At 71.0% G+C, this 21205-nt stretch carries 25 protein-coding genes; 15 read left to right on the plus strand and 10 right to left on the minus strand.

The window, feature by feature from the left end:
* Positions 1–26 precede the first annotated feature (26 nt).
* On the minus strand, positions 27–1202 hold the full coding sequence (alr, locus tag MKK60_RS03770; protein ID WP_243983978.1) for an alanine racemase: 1176 nt from the start codon (positions 1200–1202) through the stop codon (positions 27–29).
* A 92-nt stretch (positions 1203–1294) separates the two neighbouring features.
* Between alr and MKK60_RS03775 the strand changes: the two genes are divergently transcribed.
* Complete coding sequence (locus tag MKK60_RS03775; protein ID WP_147725728.1) at positions 1295–1612, plus strand: cupin domain-containing protein; 318 nt, start codon at positions 1295–1297, stop codon at positions 1610–1612.
* 9 nt (positions 1613–1621) lie between these two features.
* Here the strand turns inward: MKK60_RS03775 and MKK60_RS03780 are convergent, their stop codons facing one another.
* From MKK60_RS03780 to rpsF, 6 genes are all read right to left on the minus strand, one after another.
* Complete coding sequence (locus MKK60_RS03780; protein ID WP_279603963.1) at positions 1622–2353, minus strand: DUF29 family protein; 732 nt, start codon at positions 2351–2353, stop codon at positions 1622–1624.
* Between the two features lie 115 nt (positions 2354–2468).
* Positions 2469–3956, minus strand: a complete 1488-nt coding sequence (locus tag MKK60_RS03785) for a replicative DNA helicase (RefSeq protein WP_147725730.1) — start codon at positions 3954–3956, stop codon at positions 2469–2471.
* Between the two features lie 272 nt (positions 3957–4228).
* The gene (gene rplI, locus MKK60_RS03790) at positions 4229–4801 is read right to left on the minus strand and encodes a 50S ribosomal protein L9 (protein WP_147725731.1); all 573 of its coding nucleotides are present in this window, start codon (positions 4799–4801) and stop codon (positions 4229–4231) included.
* Between the two features lie 50 nt (positions 4802–4851).
* Positions 4852–5904 carry a hypothetical protein gene (locus tag MKK60_RS03795; RefSeq protein ID WP_243983980.1) on the minus strand — a complete coding sequence of 351 codons (1053 nt, stop codon included), beginning with the start codon at positions 5902–5904 and terminating at the stop codon, positions 4852–4854.
* A 139-nt stretch (positions 5905–6043) separates the two neighbouring features.
* Positions 6044–6310 carry a 30S ribosomal protein S18 gene (gene rpsR, locus MKK60_RS03800; RefSeq protein ID WP_147725733.1) on the minus strand — a complete coding sequence of 89 codons (267 nt, stop codon included), beginning with the start codon at positions 6308–6310 and terminating at the stop codon, positions 6044–6046.
* Between the two features lie 3 nt (positions 6311–6313).
* Entirely contained in the window at positions 6314–6784 is a 471-nt protein-coding gene (gene rpsF, locus MKK60_RS03805) for a 30S ribosomal protein S6 (RefSeq protein ID WP_147725734.1), read from the minus strand.
* A gap of 524 nt (positions 6785–7308) precedes the next feature.
* On the opposite strand from rpsF, the gene MKK60_RS03810 reads away from it, so the two are divergent.
* From MKK60_RS03810 to tsf, 10 genes are all read left to right on the plus strand, one after another.
* Positions 7309–7572, plus strand: coding sequence for a hypothetical protein (locus MKK60_RS03810; protein ID WP_147725735.1), 264 nt, complete (start codon positions 7309–7311; stop codon positions 7570–7572).
* 232 nt (positions 7573–7804) lie between these two features.
* On the plus strand, positions 7805–8566 hold the full coding sequence (locus MKK60_RS03815; protein WP_243983981.1) for a pyridoxine 5'-phosphate synthase: 762 nt from the start codon (positions 7805–7807) through the stop codon (positions 8564–8566).
* On the plus strand, positions 8563–8976 hold the full coding sequence (gene acpS / locus MKK60_RS03820) for a holo-ACP synthase (protein WP_147725737.1): 414 nt from the start codon (positions 8563–8565) through the stop codon (positions 8974–8976). The genes MKK60_RS03815 and acpS overlap by 4 nt, the downstream gene beginning before the upstream one ends.
* Positions 8977–9102: 126 nt before the next feature.
* Complete coding sequence (gene lepB / locus MKK60_RS03825; RefSeq protein ID WP_147725738.1) at positions 9103–9900, plus strand: signal peptidase I; 798 nt, start codon at positions 9103–9105, stop codon at positions 9898–9900.
* A gap of 8 nt (positions 9901–9908) precedes the next feature.
* Positions 9909–10715 (plus strand): ribonuclease III, encoded by an 807-nt coding sequence (gene rnc, locus MKK60_RS03830; RefSeq protein WP_243983982.1) that lies wholly within the window; start codon positions 9909–9911, stop codon positions 10713–10715.
* Entirely contained in the window at positions 10712–11707 is a 996-nt protein-coding gene (gene era, locus MKK60_RS03835; RefSeq protein WP_147841983.1) for a GTPase Era, read from the plus strand. The genes rnc and era overlap by 4 nt, the downstream gene beginning before the upstream one ends.
* A 172-nt stretch (positions 11708–11879) precedes the next feature.
* A complete protein-coding gene (locus tag MKK60_RS03840) occupies positions 11880–12800 on the plus strand; it encodes a class I SAM-dependent methyltransferase (RefSeq protein ID WP_147727748.1) in 921 nt (306 codons plus the stop codon).
* Positions 12797–13540, plus strand: coding sequence for a pseudouridine synthase (locus MKK60_RS03845; protein ID WP_243935802.1), 744 nt, complete (start codon positions 12797–12799; stop codon positions 13538–13540). Before MKK60_RS03840 ends, MKK60_RS03845 begins: the two co-directional genes overlap by 4 nt.
* 200 nt (positions 13541–13740) lie before the next feature.
* The gene (locus MKK60_RS03850) at positions 13741–14808 is read left to right on the plus strand and encodes a 30S ribosomal protein S2 (protein WP_147727746.1); all 1068 of its coding nucleotides are present in this window, start codon (positions 13741–13743) and stop codon (positions 14806–14808) included.
* 121 nt (positions 14809–14929) lie between these two features.
* Entirely contained in the window at positions 14930–15850 is a 921-nt protein-coding gene (gene tsf, locus MKK60_RS03855; RefSeq protein ID WP_147727745.1) for a translation elongation factor Ts, read from the plus strand.
* A 118-nt stretch (positions 15851–15968) separates the two neighbouring features.
* Here the strand turns inward: tsf and MKK60_RS03860 are convergent, their stop codons facing one another.
* Together MKK60_RS03860 and MKK60_RS03865 are read right to left on the minus strand one after the other, a co-directional pair.
* The gene (locus MKK60_RS03860; protein ID WP_243983983.1) at positions 15969–16247 is read right to left on the minus strand and encodes a helix-turn-helix domain-containing protein; all 279 of its coding nucleotides are present in this window, start codon (positions 16245–16247) and stop codon (positions 15969–15971) included.
* Complete coding sequence (locus MKK60_RS03865) at positions 16216–16488, minus strand: BrnT family toxin (RefSeq protein WP_243983984.1); 273 nt, start codon at positions 16486–16488, stop codon at positions 16216–16218. The genes MKK60_RS03860 and MKK60_RS03865 overlap by 32 nt, the downstream gene beginning before the upstream one ends.
* A gap of 184 nt (positions 16489–16672) precedes the next feature.
* Between MKK60_RS03865 and pyrH the strand changes: the two genes are divergently transcribed.
* The 4 genes from pyrH to dxr all read left to right on the plus strand — a co-directional run bounded on the left by pyrH (position 16673) and on the right by dxr (position 20328).
* On the plus strand, positions 16673–17395 hold the full coding sequence (gene pyrH / locus MKK60_RS03870; protein WP_147841986.1) for a UMP kinase: 723 nt from the start codon (positions 16673–16675) through the stop codon (positions 17393–17395).
* 135 nt (positions 17396–17530) lie between these two features.
* Positions 17531–18094 (plus strand): ribosome recycling factor, encoded by a 564-nt coding sequence (gene frr / locus MKK60_RS03875; RefSeq protein WP_147727743.1) that lies wholly within the window; start codon positions 17531–17533, stop codon positions 18092–18094.
* Between the two features lie 180 nt (positions 18095–18274).
* A complete protein-coding gene (locus MKK60_RS03880; RefSeq protein WP_243983985.1) occupies positions 18275–19135 on the plus strand; it encodes a phosphatidate cytidylyltransferase in 861 nt (286 codons plus the stop codon).
* Positions 19136–19149: 14 nt separating this feature from the next.
* Complete coding sequence (dxr, locus tag MKK60_RS03885; RefSeq protein ID WP_243983986.1) at positions 19150–20328, plus strand: 1-deoxy-D-xylulose-5-phosphate reductoisomerase; 1179 nt, start codon at positions 19150–19152, stop codon at positions 20326–20328.
* 120 nt (positions 20329–20448) lie between these two features.
* Here dxr and MKK60_RS03890 read toward each other — a convergent pair whose 3' ends face one another.
* Positions 20449–21090 (minus strand): TetR/AcrR family transcriptional regulator, encoded by a 642-nt coding sequence (locus MKK60_RS03890; RefSeq protein WP_243932315.1) that lies wholly within the window; start codon positions 21088–21090, stop codon positions 20449–20451.
* Positions 21091–21205: the final 115 nt, after the last annotated feature.

The raw sequence follows: 21205 nt of genomic DNA on the forward strand, positions 1-21205 counted from the left end.
GCCGGATCCGCTCGGGGCGGACGGCGTCACGCCCCGATATACGTGCGAACGTAACGAGAACCCAGCCCCGTCAGGATCTCGTAGCCGATCGTGCCGGCGGCGCGTCCCACCGTGTCGACGTCCAGCCCATCGCCGATCAGCGTGGCGACGGTGCCGCGCCGGGCGTCCGCCGCCTCGGTGACGTCGAGGATGATCAGGTCCATCGAGACGAGGCCGAGGATCGGGCAGGGAATGCCGGCGACGAGCGCGTGGCCGTGCCCGCTCGCGGCCCGGGGATAGCCGTCGGCGTAGCCGAGTGAGAGCGTCGCGAGGCGCCGGGGCGCGGGTGCGGTCCAGCGCCCGTTGTAGCCGGCCTGGGCGCCGGCGGCGACGTGCCGGATCTGCAGGATCGTCGCCTCCAGTCGCACCACCGGCCGCATCGGGTTGGCATGGCGCGTGGGGGTCGGGTTGCCGCCGAACAGGGCGTAGCCGGGCCGCAGCAGGTCGTGGTGCGTCGCCCCGTCGAGGAAGATGCCCGACGAGTTGGCGAGCGAGCCGGGAATGCCGGGAAACGCCGCCCGCACCGTCGCGAAGTCGGCGATCTGCCGGGCGTTGATCGCCTCGTCGGGCAGCTCGGCGCTGACGAGGTGGCTCATCACGAGGTCGATGCCGGCGGCCCCGATCCGTGGATCGCCGGCGAGCGCCAGCGCCTCCGGGACGGCGAGCCCGAGGCGGTTCATGCCGGTGTCGACGTGGAGCGCGGCCGCACGCATCCCGCGCGAGGCCGCCGCCCAGTCCGACACCTCCTCGACCGAGCCGAGGACGGGGCGCAGGGCCATCGCCAGATAGGCCGGGGCGGAGCCGGGCGAGAGCCCGTTCAGGACGTAGATCGCGGCCTCGGGCAGCGCGCCCCGCACGCGTGCGGCCTCGCCGAGATGCGCGACGAAGAACGTGCGGCAGCCCGCCGCCCAGAGCGTCCGGGCGACCGGCTCGGCGCCGCAGCCATAGGCGTCGGCCTTCACCACCGCGGCGCAGGCGCGGCCCGGTGCCTCCGCCGAGAGGCGGCGCCAGTTCTCCGCGATGGCGTCGAGATCGACGGTGAGGCGGGCGCCGTGCCCGATGGCGTCGGTCGCGACGGTGCTGTCTCGGGAAATCGTCGGGCTCCGATGTTCCGCCGCGCGTGCGTCGCCGTCTGCGCAGCCTGACGGGTCAGGGCATGCCATTACCGCGCCAGCGGCCGGAAGGCACGAGGCCTGCAACGCAAGACCTGCAACACGGGGCTTGCGGCGCGCGCAGCCTTCCGAGGAGACAGCCAATGGCGTTCGCCTGCACGATCCCGGCGATTCCCACCGTCCAGCAGGACGACGCGACGCTTCGCATCACCCGCTGGGATTTCGCCCCCGGCGCCGTGACCGGATGGCACGAGCACGGCTGGCCCTACTTCGTGGTGATGCTGGTGGCCGGAACGCTCCGGGTCCATGACGGCGAGCAGGTCGGCGAGACCGCGCTCGCCGCGGGGCAGGCCTACAGCCGCCCGGCGGGCATCCGCCACGACGTGATGAACGGCTCGGACCACCCGATCGCCTTCGTCGAGATCGAGGTGAAGCAGCCCGGCGCGCTGGTGACGCTGTAGCGTGTACGCCTAGCCCGCCTCCGGCTCGGGCGGCCAGGCGATCGCGCCGGTCATGATCGCCTCGTGGGAATAGGGGCAGGCATCGGGGAAGATCGATCCGTCGAGGCCGGTCTCGCCCGCGGCCTCGATCCGAGCGTCGTCGTAGGCTTCCCGGATGGCACCGGACAGGCGGCTCTTGAGGCCGGGGTTGCGTTCGAGAAGCTTCGCTGCGGCCCGGCGCCCGGTCCGGATCGACAGCGCCCAGCTTCGCGTCCGCTTCTCGGGCTGAAAATCCCATGTCAGCAGACGGATCAGCGTGATGCGGAGCACGCTTTCCAGACGGTTGTAGATCTCGGTGCCCGAGTCCTCGATCTCCTCCGCCAGGTTGAGTGCTTCGAGGGACGAGAACTCTCCGCGCCGGAGACGCTCGGCCTGCGCGAAGGCCCATGCGTAGACGTCGCGGAGATAGGGGGCGGGGCGGTCGCGGATGTCGGCCGCGGCAGCGAGACGCCGCGCGAGCGGTTCGGCCTCCGATGCCGCAGGCGCGCCCGCGATCCGCGCCGCGAGATAGGCCTCGGCCGGCGTTCCGTCCGGCCCCACGTCGGCGACCCGCGGCAGGACGGCCGCGAGGGTGATCGCCTCGCCGGCCGCCACGAGGGCGCCCGCGACCTCGAACACGCCGCGATGGAGCGGATGGGTCCAATCCTCATCGCGGAGGATCTGGGCCATCACTCCGTAGGTGGCAGGGTCGGCGAGGATCAGCCCGACGAGGCCGCGCTAGGCCTCGAACACGTCGTTCAGGTTGGTCGTCTCGCGGGGCCGAGCCTGCTTCGCCAGCGCCATGGGGCGTCTCCGATCGGGCGGAGCGCGCGCCCTATCACATCTGCTCGGGCAGCCGGTCGCTCTGCGCGAGGTTCGAGAACCGGGTGATGTTGGCGTCGAACTGCAGCTCCACCGTGCCGGTCGGGCCGTGGCGCTGCTTGCCGAGGATCACCTCGGCCTTGCCGTGGACGCGGTTCATCTCCGCCTCCCAGGCGAAGAACTCCTCCGTGCCCTCGCGGGGCTTCTTGTTGTTGACGTAGTATTCCTCGCGGAACACGAACATCACCACGTCGGCGTCCTGCTCGATCGAGCCCGATTCGCGCAGGTCCGAGAGCTGCGGGCGCTTGTCGTCGCGGTTCTCGACCTGACGCGACAGCTGCGACAGGGCGATGATCGGAACCGAGAGCTCCTTGGCCAGCGCCTTCATGCCGGTGGTGATCTCGGTCATCTCCTGCACGCGGTTGTCCGAGCGCTTGCCCGAGCCCGCCAGCAGCTGGAGGTAGTCGACGATCAGCACGTCGAGGCCCTTCTGGCGCTTGAGGCGCCGGGCGCGGGCGGCGAGCTGCGCGATCGAGATGCCGCCCGACTGGTCGATGTAGAACGGGATCGTCTGCATGTCGCGGGCTGCGTCGGTGATCTTGTAGAAGTCCTCCGGCCGGATGTCGCCGCGGCGGATCTTGTAGGAGGGCACGCCCGACTGCTCGGCGATGATGCGGGTGGCGAGCTGCTCGGCCGACATCTCGAGCGAGAAGAACCCGACGATGCCGCCGTTCTTGGTCTTGATCGTGCCGTCGGCCTGCTTCTCGCCCTGGTAGGCCTTCGCGATGTTGAAGGCGATGTTGGTGACGAGCGAGGTCTTGCCCATGGCCGGGCGGCCGGCGAGGATGATCAGATCCGAGGATTGCAGGCCGCCCATCTTGGCGTCGAGGTCGGAGAGCCCCGTGGCCAGCCCCGAGAGCTTGCCCTCGCGCTGATACGCCTTGGCCGCCATGTCGACGGCGGCGGTGAGCGCGTCCGAGAACTTCTGGAAGCCGCCGCTGTACTTGCCTGCCTCGGCGAGCTCGTAGAGCCGGCGCTCGGTGTCCTCGATCTGGTCGCGCGGGGCCTGCTCGACCGGGGCCTCGTAGGCGCCGTTGACGAGGTCCTCGCCGATGGTGATCAGCCGGCGGCGGATCGCGAGGTCGTAGATCGTGCGGCCATACTCGCCGGCGTTGATGACGGTGGTGGCGTCGGCCGCCAGCCGCGCGAGGTACTGCATCACCGTCTGGCCGCCGAAATCGGCGTCGCCGAGATAGGTCTTCAGGGTGATCGGGGTCGCGAGCTTGCCCGCCTTGATCAGCGAGGTCGCCACCTGGAAGATCTGCTGGTGGGCGTCCTCCATGAAGTGCTCGGGCAGCAGGAAGTCCGAGACGCGGTAGTAGGCGTCGTTGTTCACCAGCATCGCGCCGAGCAGCGCCTGCTCCGCGTCGATGTTGTGCGGCGCGACGCGGTACTCCGCCTGCACGGCTTCGAGCTTGGCCGCTAGGGCATTGGGCAGGGCCATCGGCGGTCGCTCCGAATCGATGCGGGCCGGGCCGGCGCCGCATCCCAGACATGATCCGACGACCATGGCACCAGTCGGGTTGACCGATGCTTAGCCGCCGGCGTCCGCGTCACCGTGCCCGGAACGCGAGGACGCCCGCCCCTCGGTGCGAGGAACGGGCGCCCATCTTGGAACAAACGAGGAACAGGTCAACCCTTCCGGGCCGCGTTCCCCGCTGTCACCGCCATTCACAGCCCGCCCCTCCCGCGTGGGGAGGGGGCGGGGCGATGCGATCAGCCGCGGTCGTCGGCGCCTTCGCCGGCCTCGGCCAGCGCCATGCCGACCTCCAGGCCGAGGTCGTCGAGGTTGAACGCCTCGCGCTCGGTGACCGACTCGCCGCGGGCCTGACGCTCGGCCTCTTCCGGGCTGCGGGCGACGTTGACGGTCACCTTCACGTCGACCTCGGGGTGGAGCACCACCGGGATCACGTGCAGGCCGAGCGTCTTGATCGGCTGGTTCAGGGTGAACTGGCCGCGCTCGACGGTGAAGCCCTCCTTGGTCACGACCTCGGCGAGGTCGCGGGTCGAGACCGAGCCGTAGAGCACGCCCGACTCGCCCGACTGGCGGATGAGCACGAAGGTCTGGCCGTCGAGCTTCTCGGCGACCGCCTCGGCGTCCTTCTTGCGGTCGAGGTTCTTCGCCTCGAGCTGCGCGCGCTGGGTCTCGAAGTGCTTCTTGTTGCCTTCCGTCGCGCGCAGCGCCTTGCCGCGGGCGAGGAGGAAGTTGCGGGCGAAGCCCGGCTTGACGTTCACGGTCTCGCCCATCTGGCCGAGCTTGGCGACGCGCTCCAGCAGGATCACTTCCATGGTCTTCGTCCTTCTTCAGGTAAGGCCGCCGATAAGGGCTGGCCGGGGTCTCAAGGGGTCGCGCCGTCGGGGCGACGGCGCCGGTTGAGCGCGGTGTCGGCGAGGCCGAACAGGGTGAGCACGATCAGGGCGATGCCCTGCGTGAAGAACAGGATCAGGTAGAGACCGAACAGCATCATGCCGCGCGCCGGCCAGCCGCGGCTGCGGTCGTGGAAGGCGGCGAGCCCCTGCAGCGCGAAGACCGCGCTCACCGAGCCGACCAGGGCCGTGCCGAGCACGCCCGCGTAGCCCGGCGCGAAGGCGAGGATCACGGCGAGGCCGAGCAGCCCGAGCATGGCGCGCGGCATCACGGTCGACGGGATGTCCGGCCACGGCCGCGGCAGGCGGCCCGAGAGCTGGACGATGCGGGCGGAGGCCCAGAGGTAGAAGGTCAGGAGCAGGGCGAGCCCGTTGGCGGCGAAGGCCGGCACGGTGCGCGCCAGCGCATCGACCAGGTCGTCGTGCGCCTCGGATCCCGCAGGCGCGGCATCGGCCGCGTCGCTGGGCTTTTCGGGGGGCGCCGGCTTTTCGCCGACGGGCTTGTCAGCGACGGGCTCGTTCGCGTCCGGGCGGGCGGCATCGGGCTTGGCCGGCGCGCTCGGCAGGCCGCGCATCTGGGCGCGGACGATGGTGCCGGCCAGGCTCTTCAGCTGTCCCTCGAACGCCTCGTGGCTCGGCGCGGACAGGACGGCGATGGCGATGAAGGCCAGCGCCGCGGTCGCGCCGGTACAGCCGAGGAGGCGGCCTGTCGGATACCATTCGAGGCTGCCGTCGGCGTTCGGCCGGCCGAGCAGGGCGAGATAGGCGAGCCACCACGCCGGCACGGCGAGGTAGGCGGCGAATCCGAGGCCGAGATAGGGGGAGACGACGAGGGCGAGCGCGAGGCTGCCCGAAGCCGCCGCCGCGAGCGCGGCGCGGGAATTCCAGCCGAGTCCCACGATGAGGATCGGCAAGGGCGCCAGGAGATAGAGGACGATCGCGAGCGGGGTGGCCTTCAGCAGCATCCCGAACAGGAGTGCCGAGACGAGGCCCGCGCCGATACCGATGCCGAGGTTCTGAACCATGAGATCCGCTGTCCCGCCGCCGCGCAGGAGTGCGGGCGGGGTTAGAGGCGAGGCGCCCCAACGATCGGGCGGCGGAGACCGTCGCCCGAAGGATGGTGGCCGACCCTGGCGGACCAGGGCCGGCAGGTTTCCGAAGAGCCTACTTGATGACGTAGGGGAGCAGGCCGAGGAAGCGCGAGCGCTTGATCGCCTGGGCGAGCTCGCGCTGCTTCTTGGCCGAGACCGCGGTGATGCGGGACGGAACGATCTTGCCGCGCTCCGAGACGTAGCGGGACAGCAGCTTCACGTCCTTGTAGTCGATCTTCGGCGCGTTGGCGCCGGAGAAGGGGCAGGTCTTGCGACGACGGAAGAACGGACGACGGCCACCGCCGCCGGCGGCTCCACCAGCACTTGCACCGAATGCCATGGCTTAGTTCTCCCCGCCGAAGTTGCGCTCGGGCCGGTCGCCGCGGTCGCCACGATCCCCACGGTCGCGGTCGCCGCCGAAGCCGCCGCCACCACCGAAGCCCTCGTCGTCGCGACGACGGCCGCGCTCGCGATCCTTGCGGTCGTCGCGGTCGCGCTTCTGCATCATCGCGGACGGCTCGTGCTCGAGCTCCTCCACGCGGATGGTCATGAAGCGCAGCACGTCTTCCGAAATCTGCATCTGGCGCTCCATCTCAGCCATGGCGGCCGGGGGGGCGTCGATGTTGAGCAGGGTGAAGTGCGCCTTGCGGTTCTTCTTGATCCGGTAGGCGAGGGACTTGACGCCCCACATCTCGATCTTCTCGAAACGTCCGCCGTTCTGTTCGATGACGCCCTTGTAGGTCTCGATCATCGTCTCGACCTGCTGGGACGTCACGTCCTGGCGTGCCAGGAATACGTGCTCGTAGAGAGGCATTACGGGCCCTTCAGCTTGAATGAGGCCCGGACATGCAGATGCACGATGAGTTCCGGGCCGGTTCGGTTCGCGAGATCGCCCGGCGCCAAGCCCTCCGAGCCGTTTCAACGGGCCCGAGCGGTTGATCGAAGGCGGAGACACGGGACGACGGCTCGTTCGATCGTCGCCAGGCGACGCGGAAAAAAGCCTGTGCCGCGAACGGCACCGTCCGTTCAGCCCCCAGCCGGAGCGAACGCGAGTGGTGGCGGATAGTCGGTTTCGGGGAAAATCGCAAGGCTGAATCGGAAGGCTGCATCGCACGGCCGGGCACGTCGGGCCGTCCCGTCGCCTGCGTGCCGGCGATCGAACGCCGCGACGCGCTTCCGGAGGGCGGCGACGATTTCCGTTCCCCGGAAAGCGCAACGGGACCAGGCCCCTGGGCGCGGCTCGCACGCATCGGGAGGTCGGCCGCGCGAAGTTTCTCCGAACCATCCCCGGGCCGCGACGTTCCTCCTCCCACACCGACCACACGAAGGATCCGTCCCATGCGTAAGACACTCATCTCCGCCACGGCGCTCGTGCTCGCACTCTCGGGTGCGGCGTTCGCGCAGTCCGCGACCGGCAACATGAACAATCCCGGCAGCGTGAAGAGCCCGTCCGAGAAGACGATGGAGAAGGGCGGCACGATGCGGGGCGACATGCCGGCCACAACCGGTACCGCTCCGGGCGCCGCCAACGCGATGCCGGCCGGCCGCGAGGACGGCGCCCGCACGGTTCCGGGCAACGCCGGCGCCAACCCGGTCCGCTGAGCACCAACGACGGACGAGCTTTCGGGCTTCGTCGAAGGGAGGCCGGGCCGTCGTGCCCGGCCTTTTCACGTTCGAGGGCCCTTCGCAGGAGGCCGCGACCATCCGACCCGCGGCGCGTCGCCTTCGAAACAGCACGGGTCGGGAGATTTCTCGCGGCGGCGAGGCGCCATGGCGGCCCGATCTGGGCTAAGCACGACGCGATCACCTCGAAGCCACGCGAAAAGATCGGCGCATGTCGGCACATCCTCTCCGCCTCGGCGTGAACATCGACCACGTCGCCACCGTCCGGAACGCCCGCGGCGGCAGCTATCCCAACCCGGTGCGGGCGGCGCTGCTGGCGGTGGAGGCCGGTGCCGACGGGATCACGGCCCACCTGCGCGAGGACCGGCGGCACATCCGCGACGCCGACATGGCCGCGCTCGCCCGGACGCTGACCGTGCCGCTCAACTTCGAGATGGCGGCCACCGACGAGATGGTGGCGCTCGCCCGCACGCTGAAGCCGCATGCCGCCTGCCTCGTCCCCGAGAAGCGCGAGGAGCGCACCACGGAGGGCGGCCTCGACATCGTCGGCGGGCGCGATCACCTCGCGCCTCGCATCCGCGCGCTGGCCGAGGCCGGCATCCGGGTGTCGCTGTTCGTCGAGCCGGACGCCGCGGTGATGGAGGCGGCCCACGCGCTCGGCGCGCCAGTCGTGGAGCTCCATACCGGCAGCTACTGCGAGGCCGCGGTCGCCGGCGATGCGGCCGCGACCGCGCACGAGCTCGCCCGGATCGTCCGTGCCGCCGAGCACGGGCAGGGGCTCGGGCTGGAGATCCATGCCGGCCACGGGCTGACCACCGACAGCGTCGGGCCGATCGCGCGGATCCCGGAGATCCGCGAGCTTAACATCGGCCACGCGCTCATCGCCGACGCGATCTTCGTCGGGCTGCCCCGTGCGATCCGCGACATGCGCGCGGCGATGGAGGCGGCCCGGGCGGGGAGCCGGGGCCGATGATCCTCGGGATCGGCTCCGACCTCTGCGACATCCGCCGGATCGAGCGCTCGCTCGCGCGCTTCGGCGAGCGCTTCACGCACCGGGTGTTCACCGACGGCGAGCGGGCCCGGTGCGACCGCAAGGCGGCCCGCGCGCCGTCCTACGCAAGGCGCTTCGCCGCCAAGGAGGCCTGCGCCAAGGCGCTCGGCACCGGCCTCGCGCACGGGGTGTTCTGGCGCGACATGGAGGTCGTGAACCTGCCCGGCGGGCAGCCGACGCTGCATCTCACCGGCGGGGCCCTGGACCGGCTGGCCGCGATGCTCCCGGCCGGGCACGCGGCGCGGTTGCACGTCACCCTCACCGACGACCCGCCGATGGCACAAGCTTTCGTGATCATCGAGGCCGTGCCGGAGGGCACCGGGCGGGGTTGACGCCACCTCCCGCCGCGTTGCGGGGGAACCCGGCTTGGTCTAGACCGCCGCGACGCAACGGACACGGTGGGGCGCCGCGGGCAGCGCCCGCGCGGGCCGTCGGCCTCGTCCCAGACGGATCGACAAATGGAACGCGCGCGCTTGGATCGGGACGGCAAACACGAGGTCCGGGCGCAACCGGGGACCTGGGCCAGCATCCGCGAGACCCTGAAGGTCGGGATCCAGGCGCTGCTCATCGCGCTGGTGGTGCGCACGCTGCTGTTCCAGCCGTTCAACATCCCCTCGGGATCGCTGATCCCGACGCTGCTGATCGGCGACTACCTGTTCGTGTCGAAATATTCCTACGGCTACTCGAAGTACTCGCTGCCCTTGAGCGAATACCTGCCGACCAAGGCGGAGGGGCGCATCTGGGCCGCCGAGCCGAAGCGCGGCGACATCGCGGTGTTCAAGCTGCCCAAGGACAACGCCACCGACTACATCAAGCGGGTGATCGGCCTGCCCGGCGACAAGATCCAGATGATCGACGGCGTGCTCAACATCAACGGCAAGGCGGTCAAGCGCGAGCGCATCGCCGATTACGAGACCATCGACCCGTACGGCCAGGCGACCAAGGTGCCGCAGTACAACGAGACGCTGCCGAACGGCGTCGTGCACCACACGATCGAGCGCGACGGCGACAACGGGTTCTGGGACAAGACCGAGCTCTACACCGTGCCGCCGGGGCACTTCTTCATGATGGGCGACAACCGCGACAACTCCACCGACTCGCGCGACCTCGCCAACGTCGGCTACGTCCCGTTCGAGAACTTCGTCGGCCGCGCCGAGATGATCTTCTTCTCGATCGACGAGGGCACGCCCGCCTGGCAGATCTGGAACTGGCCGGCCCACGTGCGCTGGGGCCGCCTGTTCTCGACGATCCACTGACCCCCGCCTTGCCCGACGAGGCGCGCCCCTCCGCCCGCGCACGGCGCATCACCCGCCCGAAGCCCGACCTGTCGGTGCTGGAGGCGCGCATCGGCCACAGCTTCGCCGATCCGTCGCTGCTCGCCCGCGCGGTGACGCATGTGAGCAAGGCGGCGGGCCGCGCCGGCAGCTACCAGCGCCTCGAATTCCTCGGCGACCGCGTCCTCGGCCTCGCCATCGCCGATCGGCTCTACGCCGCCTTTCCGCAGGCCGACGAGGGCGACCTCTCGCGCCGGCTGGCGGGGCTGGTCCGGCGCGAGACCTGCGCCGCCGTCGCCACCGCCTGGGACGTCGGCCCGCACCTCGTCCTCGGGCAGGGCGAGGTCCTGGGCGGCGGCCGCCGCAACCAGACCATCCTGGCCGACGTCTGCGAGGCGATCCTCGGCGCGGTCTACATGGATGCCGGCTACGAGGCCGCCCGGGCGCTGATCGAATCCGCCTTCCGCCCGGCCGAGCCGACCGGCGCGCCGCGCGGCCGCGACGCGAAGTCGGCGCTGCAGGAATGGGCGATGGGCCGCGGCCTCGCGATTCCGGCCTACGACGTCGTCGAGCGCTCCGGCCCCGACCACGCGCCGCATTTCCGCATCGCCGCCCGCGTCGAAGGGCTCGAGCCGGGGGTCGGCGAGGGGCCGTCGAAGCGCCTCGCCGAGCAGGACGCCGCCCGCACCGTGCTGGCGCGCGAGGGCATCGGCGACGGCGCCGGCCCGGGCGGAGACGGGGCAGGGCGGAATGCCGGCCAGGGGGCCGGCGAGCGGCCGAGCGAGGACCGGACATGAGCGCGATGCCCCACGACGAACCCGAGGACGGCCCGCGGGACGAATTCGAGGCGGTGCCGGAGCGCGCGCCCCCGAGCCTGCTGCCGGGCACCCCGGCCGATGCCAAGGCCGGCTTCGTCGCGCTGATCGGCGTGCCGAACGCCGGCAAGTCGACGCTCCTGAACAGCCTCGTCGGCACCAAGGTCTCGATCGTCTCGCGCAAGGTCCAGACCACGCGGGCGCTGGTGCGCGGCATCCTGATCGAGGGCTCGGCCCAGGTGGTGCTGGTCGACACCCCCGGCATCTTCCAGCCCAAGCGCCGGCTCGACCGGGCGATGGTCCACTCCGCCTGGAGCGGGGCGGCCGACGCCGACGCGGTCTGCCTGCTGGTCGACGCGCGCAAGGGGATCGACGAGGAGCTGGAGACGATCCTGGCGCGCCTGCCGGACGTGCGCCGCCACAAGATCCTGATCCTCAACAAGATCGACCTGATCCTGCGCGAGAAGCTGCTCGCGCTCGCCGAGGACTTGAACAAGCGCATCCCGTTCGCCGACACCTTCATGATCTCGGCGCTGAACGGCGACGGCATCGCCACGCTCAAGCAGGCGCTCGCCAAGCTGATGCCCTCCGGCCCCTGGCTCTACCCGGAGGACCAGGTCTCGGACGCCCCCATCCGCATGCTCGCCTCCGAGATCACGCGCGAAAAGCTCTACGATCGGCTGCACGAGGAGCTGCCCTACCGCTCCACCGTCGAGACCGACCAGTGGCAGGTGCGCAAGGACGGCTCGGTGCGGATCGAGCAGACCATCTTCGTCGAGCGCGAGAGCCAGCGCTCGATCGTGCTCGGCAAGGACGGCCAGACCATCAAGGCGATCGGCACGGCGGCCCGCCGCGAGATCGCCGAGGTCGCCGAGACCACGGTCCACCTGTTCCTGCACGTGAAAGTGCGCGAGAACTGGGCCGACGACCCGGCCCGCTACCGCGAGATGGGCCTGGAATTCCCGCGCGGCTGATCCGTTTCGGTTTCCGGCTTCTCGAATCGCGCGAAACCGCATGTTGATGCGCCGGGCTCCCCGTGCCGATCCGGCCGCCCCCCGAACCGCTCGCGCGGGGTCGCCCAAGGCGCGGCGTTTCCCCATCCTCCAAGGCCGCTTCGGCGGCCCGGTCCCGAAATTCCCGTCACCCATGCCCGAAACCGCCATCTCCGACGCCGTCTACGGCCTGCCGCCGGCCGAGCTCGCCGAGGTTCCGCCGGATGCCGTCCAGCTCTCGCCCCTCGTTCCCGGGTCCGCCCGGCTGGAGGATTGCGCGGATGCGAGCCTCGCACAGGTTCGGATGCTGGCGCCGCCCGGCACCGTGGAACGCCGCTTCGTGCTGGCGCAGGCGCTGCGGGCGCTGCGGCCCGGCGGCGAGCTCCTGGCGATGGCCCCGAAGGATCGGGGCGGCGCACGGCTGGCGCGCGAGCTGACGGATCTCGGCTGCACCAGCGCCGAGGAGGCCCGTCGCCATCACCGGATCTGCCGCGTCGTCCGGCCCGAGGGCGACCTGCCGCTGGCCGCCGCTCTGGAGGAGGGGGCGCCGCGCCACATCGACAACCTTTCCTTGTGCACGCAGCCCGGCATCTTCTCGTGGGACCGGCTCGATCCCGGCAGCGCGCTTCTGCTCGCGACCCTGCCGGCGCTGAAGGGCGGCGGCGCCGATTTCGGCTGCGGCCTCGGCATCCTGGCGCGCGCGGTGCTGGCCTCGCCCGCCGTCACCGCGCTGACGCTGATCGACATCGACCGCCGCGCCGTCGAGATGGCGCGCCGCAACGTCGGCGACCCGCGCAGCACCATCCGCTGGGCCGACATCCGCGCGGCGGATCCCGGCCTGACGCGCCTCGACTTCGTGGTGACCAACCCGCCGTTCCACGACGGCGGCGCCGAGGACCAGAAGCTCGGGCAGGTCTTCATCCGCCGTGCCGCGGAGGCCTTGCGCCCCGGCGGCAGCCTGTGGCTGACGGCCAACGCGCACCTGCCCTACGAGCGCGTGCTCGCCGAGGCCTTCAAGGCCGTGACGGTGAAGGCGTCCGCCCACGGCTACAAGGTGTTCGAGGCGCGCAAATGAGCGCCAAGGCCCCGACGGCCCGGCTCGACAAGCTGCTGGCCAACCTCGGCTACGGCTCGCGCCGCGAGATCGCCGGCCTGGCGCGGGCCGGACGCATCGTTCTGGACGGCGCGGCCCTCGCCGACGCGGGCGCCCGCATCGCCGTGACGCCGGACCTGCCCGCGCGTCTGGCCGTCGACGGCGCGGGCATCGACCCGCCCCCCGGCCTCGCGCTGATGCTGCACAAGCCGCTCGGCGTCACCTGCTCGCACAAGGAGGCCGGCCCGCTGGTCTACGGGCTCCTGCCCGAGCGCTGGCGCCGCCGCGACCCGGCGCTCTCCACCGTCGGCCGCCTCGACAAGGAGACCTCGGGCCTGCTGCTGCTCACCGACGACGGTGCGCTGCTGCATCGGATCATCGCGCCCAAGGCCAACGTGGCCAAGCGCTACCGCGTGACGCTCGACCGCCCGCTGAAGGGCGACGAGGGCGCGATCCTCGCCGCCGGGACCCTGATGCTGGAGGACGACGACAAGCCGCTCCTGCCGGTGGGCTTCTCCGCCGAGGACGCGACGCATGCCACCGTGACCCTGCACGAGGGCCGCTATCATCAGGTCCGCCGCATGTTCGCGGCGATGGGCAACCACGTCACCGCGCTGCATCGCGACCGGATCGGCGGCCTCGCCCTGCCGGCGGACCTGCCGGCAGGGGCGTATCGGGTGATGGACGCGGCGGACGTGGCGAACGTCTTTTCCGCCGCCTGATCCCGGCCTCGGGTCCGCTGCCTGGGGTTTCCGGCGCCCCGGCGATACCGTTGCCCTGGCGGCCAACCTCTGCTAAGGCCCCGCCCATTCCACACGCGGAGCCGGCCCCATGCCTGAATGGGGCGTTTCCGGTGATCGGCCGATCCGTCGGCCGGTCGCTACCTCCGCGGCGGCATAACCGGAAAGAAAGCGAAAGACTCATGGCCGTCGATTTCACCATGCGCCAGCTCCTCGAGGCCGGCGCCCATTTCGGGCACCAGTCGCACCGCTGGAACCCGAAGATGCAGCCCTACATCTTCGGCACCCGCAACAACATCCACATCATCGACCTCGCCCAGACGGTGCCGGCGCTGCACACCGCGCTGCAGGCGGTGAGCGACACGGTCGCCAAGGGCGGCCGCGTGCTGTTCGTCGGCACCAAGCGCCAGGCGGCCGACACGATCGCCGAGGCCGCCAAGCGTTCGGCCCAGTACTACGTCAACTCCCGCTGGCTCGGCGGCATGCTGACCAACTGGAAGACCATCTCCGGCTCGATCTCGCGCCTGCGCAAGGTCGACGAGACCCTCGACACCGGCGGCCCGGGCCTCACCAAGAAGGAGCGCCTGATGCTGTCCCGTGAGAAGGACAAGCTCGAGAAGGCGCTCGGCGGCATCAAGGACATGGGCGGCGTGCCCGACCTGCTGTTCGTGATCGACACCAACAAGGAGCAGCTCGCGATCAAGGAGGCCCAGCGCCTCGGGATCCCGGTGGCCGCGATCGTCGACACCAACTGCAACCCGGACGGCATCACCTACGTCGTCCCGGCCAACGACGACGCCGGCCGCGCCATCGCGCTCTACTGCGACCTGATCGCCCGCGCCGCCATCGACGGCATCTCGCGCGGCCAGGGCTCGTCGGGCGTCGACCTCGGCGCCTCCGAGGAGCCGATGGCCGAGGAGCTTCCGTCGGACGAGGCCGCCGCCGTCTCGGTGGAGTCGGGGGCCCTCGATCCGGCCGACGTCGCGATGCTCGCCGAGTCGACCGAGCATTTCGAGCTGCTCGCCGCCCCCCGCGGCGCGCCGGACGACCTGTCCAAGCTCCACGGCGCCGGCCCGCAGATCGTGCAGAAGCTCAACGACGCCGGCATCTACCACTACTGGCAGATCGCCGCGATGAGCCCGGAAGACGTCGCCAAGGTCGACGCCGACCTGAAGCTCAACGACCGCTTCGGCCGCGACGGCTGGGTCGCCCAGGCCCGCGGCTTCGTCGAGGCCCAGGCCGCCGCCTGATCGCCCGCCGGGATCGCGGCGGCCCCATCCGGGGCGCCGTGATCCGCACCACCACATTCGGGCCCGGCGTTCACCCCTGGACGTCGGGCTCCTCTCATCTGAGATGACGAAAGGACCGGCCATGGCCAACATCACCGCCGCGATGGTGAAGGAACTCCGCGAGAAGACCGGCGCGGGCATGATGGACTGCAAGGGCGCGCTCAACGAGACGCAGGGCGACCTCGAGGCCGCCGTTGACTGGCTCCGCACCAAGGGCCTCGCCAAGGCCGCCAAGAAGGCCGGCCGCGTCGCCGCCGAGGGCCTCGTCGCCGTGGAGTCCTCGGGACACCACGCCGCCATCGTCGAGGTGAATTCCGAGACCGACTTCGTCGCCCGCAACGACGCCTTCCAGGCCTTCGCCCGCGAAGCCGCCAAGATGGCGCTCGATTCCGACGGCACCCTGGACAGCCTCCAGGCCGCGCACTTCCCCGGCGGCAGCGAGACCGTCTCGGAGAAGCTGCAGAACCTCATCGCCACCATCGGCGAGAACATGAACCTGCGCCGCGTCGCCAAGCTCGACGTGACCAAGGGCGTGATCGCGAGCTACGTCCACGGCCAGATCTCCGAAGGCCTCGGCAAGATCGGCGTGCTGGTCGCGCTCGAGTCGGAGGGCGACGTCGAATACCTGTCGACGCTCGGCCGCCAGATCGCGATGCACGTCGCCGCCACCAACCCCGTGGCGCTCGACGCCTCCGGCGTCGACGCCGCCACGTTGGAGCGCGAGTCGAACATCCTGCGCGAGAAGAACGCCGGCAAGCCCGACCACGTGATGGCGAAGATCGTCGAGAGCGGCCTGAAGAGCTACTACAAGGAGGTCACCCTCCTGGAGCAGCCCTTCGTGCACGACGGCTCGAAGACGATCACCCAGGTGATCAAGGAGGCCGCCGGCAAGGCCGGCGCCCCGGTCGCGCTCACCGGCTTCGTGCGCTACGCGCTCGGCGACGGCATCGAGAAGGAAGAGGGCCCCGACTTCGCCTCCGAAGTCGCCGCCATGTCGCGCTGAGCCAAGTTGCGCTGAGTCATGTCGCGCTGAGCGACATGATAGGTTCTTCCGAGGAGCCTCGGCCGCAAGGCCGGGGCTCCTCGCGTTCCGGCACCCGACGAAGCCGCCGGCGTCTCGCTCAAGCCATGGCTGCGGCGACCATGTCCGGATGCCGGGCGATGACGCGAACGTAGGCGACCGCGAAATCGGGAGGCGTGGTCCGAGCCTGTTCCCAATCGCGCAGGGTTCCGAGCGGGACACGGAACCTGAGGGCGAACGCGGCTTGCGAAAGGCCCAGCGTCGTGCGCGCCATCCGGATCAGCCGGGCCTTCTGCGCCCGATCCAAAGCCGTCGCGGGGACATCGAAATCCCCCGGGTCGCTGGTCTCAGAGGCCAGAATCGTAGGCTCGTCCTTCACCGGCATTGCTTCGCCTCACAGAGATGAACCGTGGCCGCCCGTTTCGCCAAGTGAACACGGCCGCGTGGAGTTTGCCCTCGACCAGACCAATGGGCTTGAAACGTTCCTCGCCGTCCTGCGGCCGGACGGAGGGAATGATCGGGTGGGCCTCGTCCGCCATGATCCTGTCGCCGAACGCGAGCGACAGGCCGTGCCGTTCGCGGTTGATCGCATCCTTGCCGGGATCGAACGGCTCGCTCATCGTACCAATGATACGGAAATCCCGTACCTCCAACAAGGCGACATCCGAGGCCGGCAACCGATTTTTCGCAGCCGCTCCGCGGAGAGCGGTCTCCGAGGCCTCGACGGTCCCGGGCGGCCTGACGTAGAAGCCCCTCGGTTCTGGATCAGGTTCGGCCGTGTCGCCGGACCCTATGAGGTGGACGATGCCGGAGACGACGCCGTTTCGCCGGGTGCTGGTGAAACTCTCGGGCGAGGCGCTGGCCGCCCCCGACGGGTACTGGCTCCATCCGCCGACGCTTGCGGGCCTCGCCGAGGACATCGCCCGCGCCATCGAGGCCGGGATCGAGGTCGCGCTGGTGGTCGGCGGCGGCAACATGATCCGCGGCGCGCGGATCTCGCAGGCCGGGTTCATCGACAGGGCCACCGGCGACTCGCTCGGCATGATGGCCACGGTGATGAACTCGCTCGCGCTCGAGACCGCGCTCAACGCGGCCGGCGTCCCCGCGCGCACGATGTCGGCGGTCTCGATGCCGACGATCTGCGAGACCTACGCGCGCCAGCCGGCCCTGCACCACCTCGACAAGGGCCAGGTGGTCGTGCTCGCCGGCGGCACCGGCAACCCGTTCTTCACCACCGACACCGCCGCCGTGCTGCGCGCGGCCGAGCTCCGCTGCGACGCGGTCCTGAAGGCGACGCAGGTCGACGGCGTCTACTCGGCCGACCCGAAGACCCATCCTGAGGCGACCCGCTACGACCGCATCACCCACGACGAGGCGATCGCCCGCGACCTCAAGATCATGGACACCGCCGCCTTCGCGCTCGCCCGCGAGAGCCGGCTGTCGATCGTGGTCGGCTCGGTGCACCCGCCCTCCTCGATCACTGCGATCCTCACCGGGCATGCGCCCTCGACCCTGGTCGTGCCCTGAGGACGGCGGGCGTCCCCGAGGGGCGTTGCGGTTTGCGGCCTCACGGGATTTCGTTCATTGAGGCGCCGACGCGCTCCGGCCCGGCGGGCCGGCTCGACCGACGAACAGTGAAGACGTTTCGGGAACTCTGAGACAATGGCTACACCGGACTTCGACCTCGCCGACATCAAGCGCCGCATGCAGGGCGCGGTCACGGCGCTCTCCAAGGATCTCGGCTCGCTGCGCACCGGCCGCGCGACGCCGAGCATCCTCGACCCGATCCAGGTCGACGCCTACGGCGCATCGATGCCGATGGCGCAGGTCGCCACCGTGAGCGTGCCCGAGCCGCGCCTGCTGTCGATCTCGGTGTGGGACCGCGGCATGGTCACGGCGGTCGAGAAGGCGATCCGCGAATCCGATCTCGGGCTCAATCCGCAGACGGAAGGCCAGACCATCCGCCTGCGCATCCCCGAGATGAACGAGCAGCGCCGCAAGGAGATGGTCAAGGTCGCGCACAAGTACACCGAGGAGGCCCGCGTCGCGGTCCGCCACGTGCGCCGCGACGGGCTCGACCACCTCAAGAAGCTGCTCAAGGACAGCGCCATCTCCGAGGACGACGAGAAGCGCCAGGCCACGGAAGTGCAGAAGGTCACCGACCAGCACATCGCCGAGGTCGACGGGGTGCTGGCGTCCAAGGAAAAGGAAATCATGCAGGTGTGAGGCGGCCTCGGTCCCGCTCCCGAGGGGAGGGGGCGTGACGGTGCCTGCGCCGACCTGTGAGGAAACGCTAGACCGGGCCGGCTGCCCCGGGGCCGGCGACGTGACGGAGAGGGGACGCGTGGACGGGAAGCACTCTGCGCGCCTTGCATCCGCGCGGACCGACGGTTCGAGGGCGCGGTGATGGCCGCCGACGACAGGGCGGTGGGCGCGCGGAAGAACCCGTTCGCGAACCGCGAGTTCGGCCTGCGCGTGGTCTCCGGGCTCGTGCTGGCGGCGATCGTCGTGGCGGCCCTGGTGCTCGGCGGCTGGGCCTTCGCCGTGATCTGGCTCGCCGCCGGGATCGTCGGCGCCGCCGAATGGATCGGCATGAGCCGGACGACGCCGCGGCGCGCGCTGCTGGCCATCGTCGCCGGCACGCTGATCCTGGCGGCGGCATGCTTCGAGGGCGACGCGCCGACCTACGCGGTGCCGGTGCTCCTGGCGCTCGGCGCTGCGCTCTGCCTGATCGTGGCGGAGGGGGCGGCCGGGCGCCTGCGGGCGCTCGGCGCCCTGTTCGGCGGCGCGGTCGTCGCCCTAGTGCCGGTGGCGCTCCGCGACGCGCCGGCGATCGGCATCCTCGGGCCGGCCTGGATGTTCGCCGTGGTGTGGTCGACCGACGTGGTGGCCTACTTCACCGGCCGGACGCTCGGCGGGCCGAAGCTGATGCCGCGGGTGTCGCCGAAGAAGACGTGGTCCGGCGCGCTCGGCGGGCTCGCGGGCGCGGTGGCCGCCGGTCTCGCGGTCGTCGCGCTCGCCCGGGCGCAGGGCTGGAGCCCGCTCGCCGAGACCGGCCTCGTCTGGGTCGGGCTCGCCAGCGCCGTCGCCTCGGTCCTGAGCCAGGGGGGCGACCTCGTCGAATCGGCCCTGAAGCGCCGCTACGGCGTCAAGGATTCCGGCAAGTCCATTCCCGGCCATGGCGGGGTGATGGACCGGCTCGACGGGTTCTTCGCGGTCGCGTTGCTCGCCGGCCTGTACCTGATTCTGCGCCGCCTCGCGGCCTGACGGAGTTTTTCGCCGTGACCCACACCGTCACCATCCTGGGCGCCACGGGCTCGATCGGCCGCTCGACCACCGACCTCCTCGCCCAGCACCCGGATCGCTTCCGGGTCGGCGCGGTGGTCGGCGGCCGCGATGCGGCGGCCCTGGCCAAGGTCGCGCGCGAGACCGGCGCGCGCTTCGCCGCGCTCGCCGATCCGGCCGCCGGCGCGGCGCTCGCCGAGGCGCTGTCGGGCTCCGGCATCCCGTCCGGGGCGGGTGAGGCGGCGGTGCTCGACGCGGTGGCGCAGGAGGCCGACATCGTCGTCGCGGCGATCAGCGGGGCCGCCGGCCTGAAGCCGACCCACGAGGCGCTCCGCCTCGGGCGGCAGGTCGCGCTCGCCAACAAGGAGAGCCTGGTCTGCGCCGGCGACGCCTTCATGCGCGACGCCAAGCGCTACGGCGCGACCATCCTGCCGATGGATTCCGAGCACGACGCGCTCAGCCAGGCGATGGCCGGCCGGCCGCTGGAAGACGTGCGCACCATGATGATCACCGCCTCCGGCGGCCCGTTCCGGACCTGGACGCGCGAGCGCATCGCCGCCGCCTCGCCGGCGGAGGCCGCCGCCCACCCGACCTGGTTGATGGGGATGAAGATCAACATCGATTCCGCCTCCCTGATGAACAAGGGGCTGGAGCTGATCGAGGCGCACCACCTGTTCGGCATCGAGCCGGGCCGCCTCGACGTGGTGGTGCATCCGCAATCGGTGATCCACGGAATGATCTACTGGCTCGACGGCGCCGTCACCGCCGAGCTGGCGCTGCCCGACATGCGCGTGCCGATCTCGCACTGCCTCGGCCTCGGCGACCGCCTGACCATCGCCCGCGGCCGGTCCCTCGACCTCGTGGCTTTGGGCAGCCTCACCTTCGAGGCCGCCGACGAGGCGCGCTTCCCGTGCCTGCGGATCGCCCGCGCGGCGCTCGCCGAGGGCGGCGCGGCGCCGACGGTGATGAACGCGGCCAACGAGATCGCGGTGGCGGCCTTCATCGCCGGCACGATCCCGTTCTACGGCATCGCCGACCTCGTCGAGCGCGCGATCGCGCATTTCGCGGGGATCCACCGCACCGCCCCCGACGGCGTCGAGGAGGCCCTGGCGATCGACGCCGAGGTGCGGGCCTGGAGCACGGCCGCTTTGCCGCGGATGCGCGCGGCCGGCTGAGCGCGACGGATTTTCCGATCCGCACCGCGCCTTCCCTCCCCCCTTTGAGCGGGGGAGGGAAGGGTGCTCCGAGTCGAGGCCTGGCCGCATCCGCACGTCGTCGGGAGCGAAGGGCGTGCCTCAGCGCCCCGGGCCGTAGCCCGCGAAGAACACCCGCACGGCCTCGCGGATGCGATAGTCGATCTCCTCCCGCGTCACCGGATCGCCGGCGTGGAAGAGCAGGCGCGTCAGCAGGCCGGCCTGACAGAGATGCAGGAAGTGCTTGGCGGCGAGGTTCGTGTCCGCCGCGTTCAGGCGCCCGGCCGCCACCTGCGCGTCGAGGTAGGCGGTGAGCCGCGTCACGCCCATCGCCGGGCCGGCCTCGAAGAAGGCCTGCCCGAAGCGCGGGAACTTCTCGCAGGCGCCGATCACCATGCGGATCACCGCCACGTGCTCGGGCCGCACCATCTCGATGAGGTAGGTGGTGCCGAGCCGCGTCAGCACCGCGGCGACGTCGGGGTCGTCGGCATCCAGCAGGAACAGGGCCTCGGCCAAGCCCCGCTTCTCCTCCAGGGTCAGCGCCTCGAACAGCGCCTCCTTGCTGTCGAAGTAGACGTAGAGCGTGCCCTTCGAGACGCCGGCCGTGCGAGCGATCTCGCCCATGCTCGCGCCGTCGAAGCCCGCGCCCATGAAGACCTGGCGCGCGCCGTCGAGGATCTGGCGGCGCTTGTCGCTCTCGGGCGTGACGGCGTCTCGTTCCAGCGTCGCGGAGGTCGCGGGCATCTTGGCGATCCTGATTGACCGAACCGTTCGGTCAATGATATCTACTGCGTCGGAACGGCGGACGTCAATCGTCCTCGTCGATGACCGAACCGTTCGGTCAGCAGGTTTCAAGCTG

Origin of the sequence: Methylobacterium sp. J-092, assembly GCF_022829325.1 — a bacterium.
Lineage (GTDB): Bacteria > Pseudomonadota > Alphaproteobacteria > Rhizobiales > Beijerinckiaceae > Methylobacterium.

Excerpts from the sequence above, each read along its gene's own strand:
- alr (WP_243983978.1), bottom strand. The coding sequence starts at position 1,202 with ATGGCATGCCCTGACCCGTCAGGCTGCGCAGACGGCGACGCACGCGCG.
- MKK60_RS03775 (WP_147725728.1), top strand. The coding sequence starts at position 1,295 with ATGGCGTTCGCCTGCACGATCCCGGCGATTCCCACCGTCCAGCAGGAC.
- MKK60_RS03785 (WP_147725730.1), bottom strand. The coding sequence starts at position 3,956 with ATGGCCCTGCCCAATGCCCTAGCGGCCAAGCTCGAAGCCGTGCAGGCG.
- rplI (WP_147725731.1), bottom strand. The coding sequence starts at position 4,801 with ATGGAAGTGATCCTGCTGGAGCGCGTCGCCAAGCTCGGCCAGATGGGC.
- MKK60_RS03795 (WP_243983980.1), bottom strand. The coding sequence starts at position 5,904 with ATGGTTCAGAACCTCGGCATCGGTATCGGCGCGGGCCTCGTCTCGGCA.
- rpsR (WP_147725733.1), bottom strand. The coding sequence starts at position 6,310 with ATGGCATTCGGTGCAAGTGCTGGTGGAGCCGCCGGCGGCGGTGGCCGT.
- rpsF (WP_147725734.1), bottom strand. The coding sequence starts at position 6,784 with ATGCCTCTCTACGAGCACGTATTCCTGGCACGCCAGGACGTGACGTCC.
- MKK60_RS03810 (WP_147725735.1), top strand. The coding sequence starts at position 7,309 with ATGCGTAAGACACTCATCTCCGCCACGGCGCTCGTGCTCGCACTCTCG.
- MKK60_RS03815 (WP_243983981.1), top strand. The coding sequence starts at position 7,805 with ATGTCGGCACATCCTCTCCGCCTCGGCGTGAACATCGACCACGTCGCC.
- acpS (WP_147725737.1), top strand. The coding sequence starts at position 8,563 with ATGATCCTCGGGATCGGCTCCGACCTCTGCGACATCCGCCGGATCGAG.
- lepB (WP_147725738.1), top strand. The coding sequence starts at position 9,103 with ATGGAACGCGCGCGCTTGGATCGGGACGGCAAACACGAGGTCCGGGCG.
- era (WP_147841983.1), top strand. The coding sequence starts at position 10,712 with ATGAGCGCGATGCCCCACGACGAACCCGAGGACGGCCCGCGGGACGAA.
- MKK60_RS03840 (WP_147727748.1), top strand. The coding sequence starts at position 11,880 with ATGCCCGAAACCGCCATCTCCGACGCCGTCTACGGCCTGCCGCCGGCC.
- MKK60_RS03845 (WP_243935802.1), top strand. The coding sequence starts at position 12,797 with ATGAGCGCCAAGGCCCCGACGGCCCGGCTCGACAAGCTGCTGGCCAAC.
- MKK60_RS03850 (WP_147727746.1), top strand. The coding sequence starts at position 13,741 with ATGGCCGTCGATTTCACCATGCGCCAGCTCCTCGAGGCCGGCGCCCAT.
- tsf (WP_147727745.1), top strand. The coding sequence starts at position 14,930 with ATGGCCAACATCACCGCCGCGATGGTGAAGGAACTCCGCGAGAAGACC.
- MKK60_RS03865 (WP_243983984.1), bottom strand. The coding sequence starts at position 16,488 with ATGAGCGAGCCGTTCGATCCCGGCAAGGATGCGATCAACCGCGAACGG.
- pyrH (WP_147841986.1), top strand. The coding sequence starts at position 16,673 with ATGCCGGAGACGACGCCGTTTCGCCGGGTGCTGGTGAAACTCTCGGGC.
- frr (WP_147727743.1), top strand. The coding sequence starts at position 17,531 with ATGGCTACACCGGACTTCGACCTCGCCGACATCAAGCGCCGCATGCAG.
- MKK60_RS03880 (WP_243983985.1), top strand. The coding sequence starts at position 18,275 with ATGGCCGCCGACGACAGGGCGGTGGGCGCGCGGAAGAACCCGTTCGCG.
- MKK60_RS03890 (WP_243932315.1), bottom strand. The coding sequence starts at position 21,090 with ATGCCCGCGACCTCCGCGACGCTGGAACGAGACGCCGTCACGCCCGAG.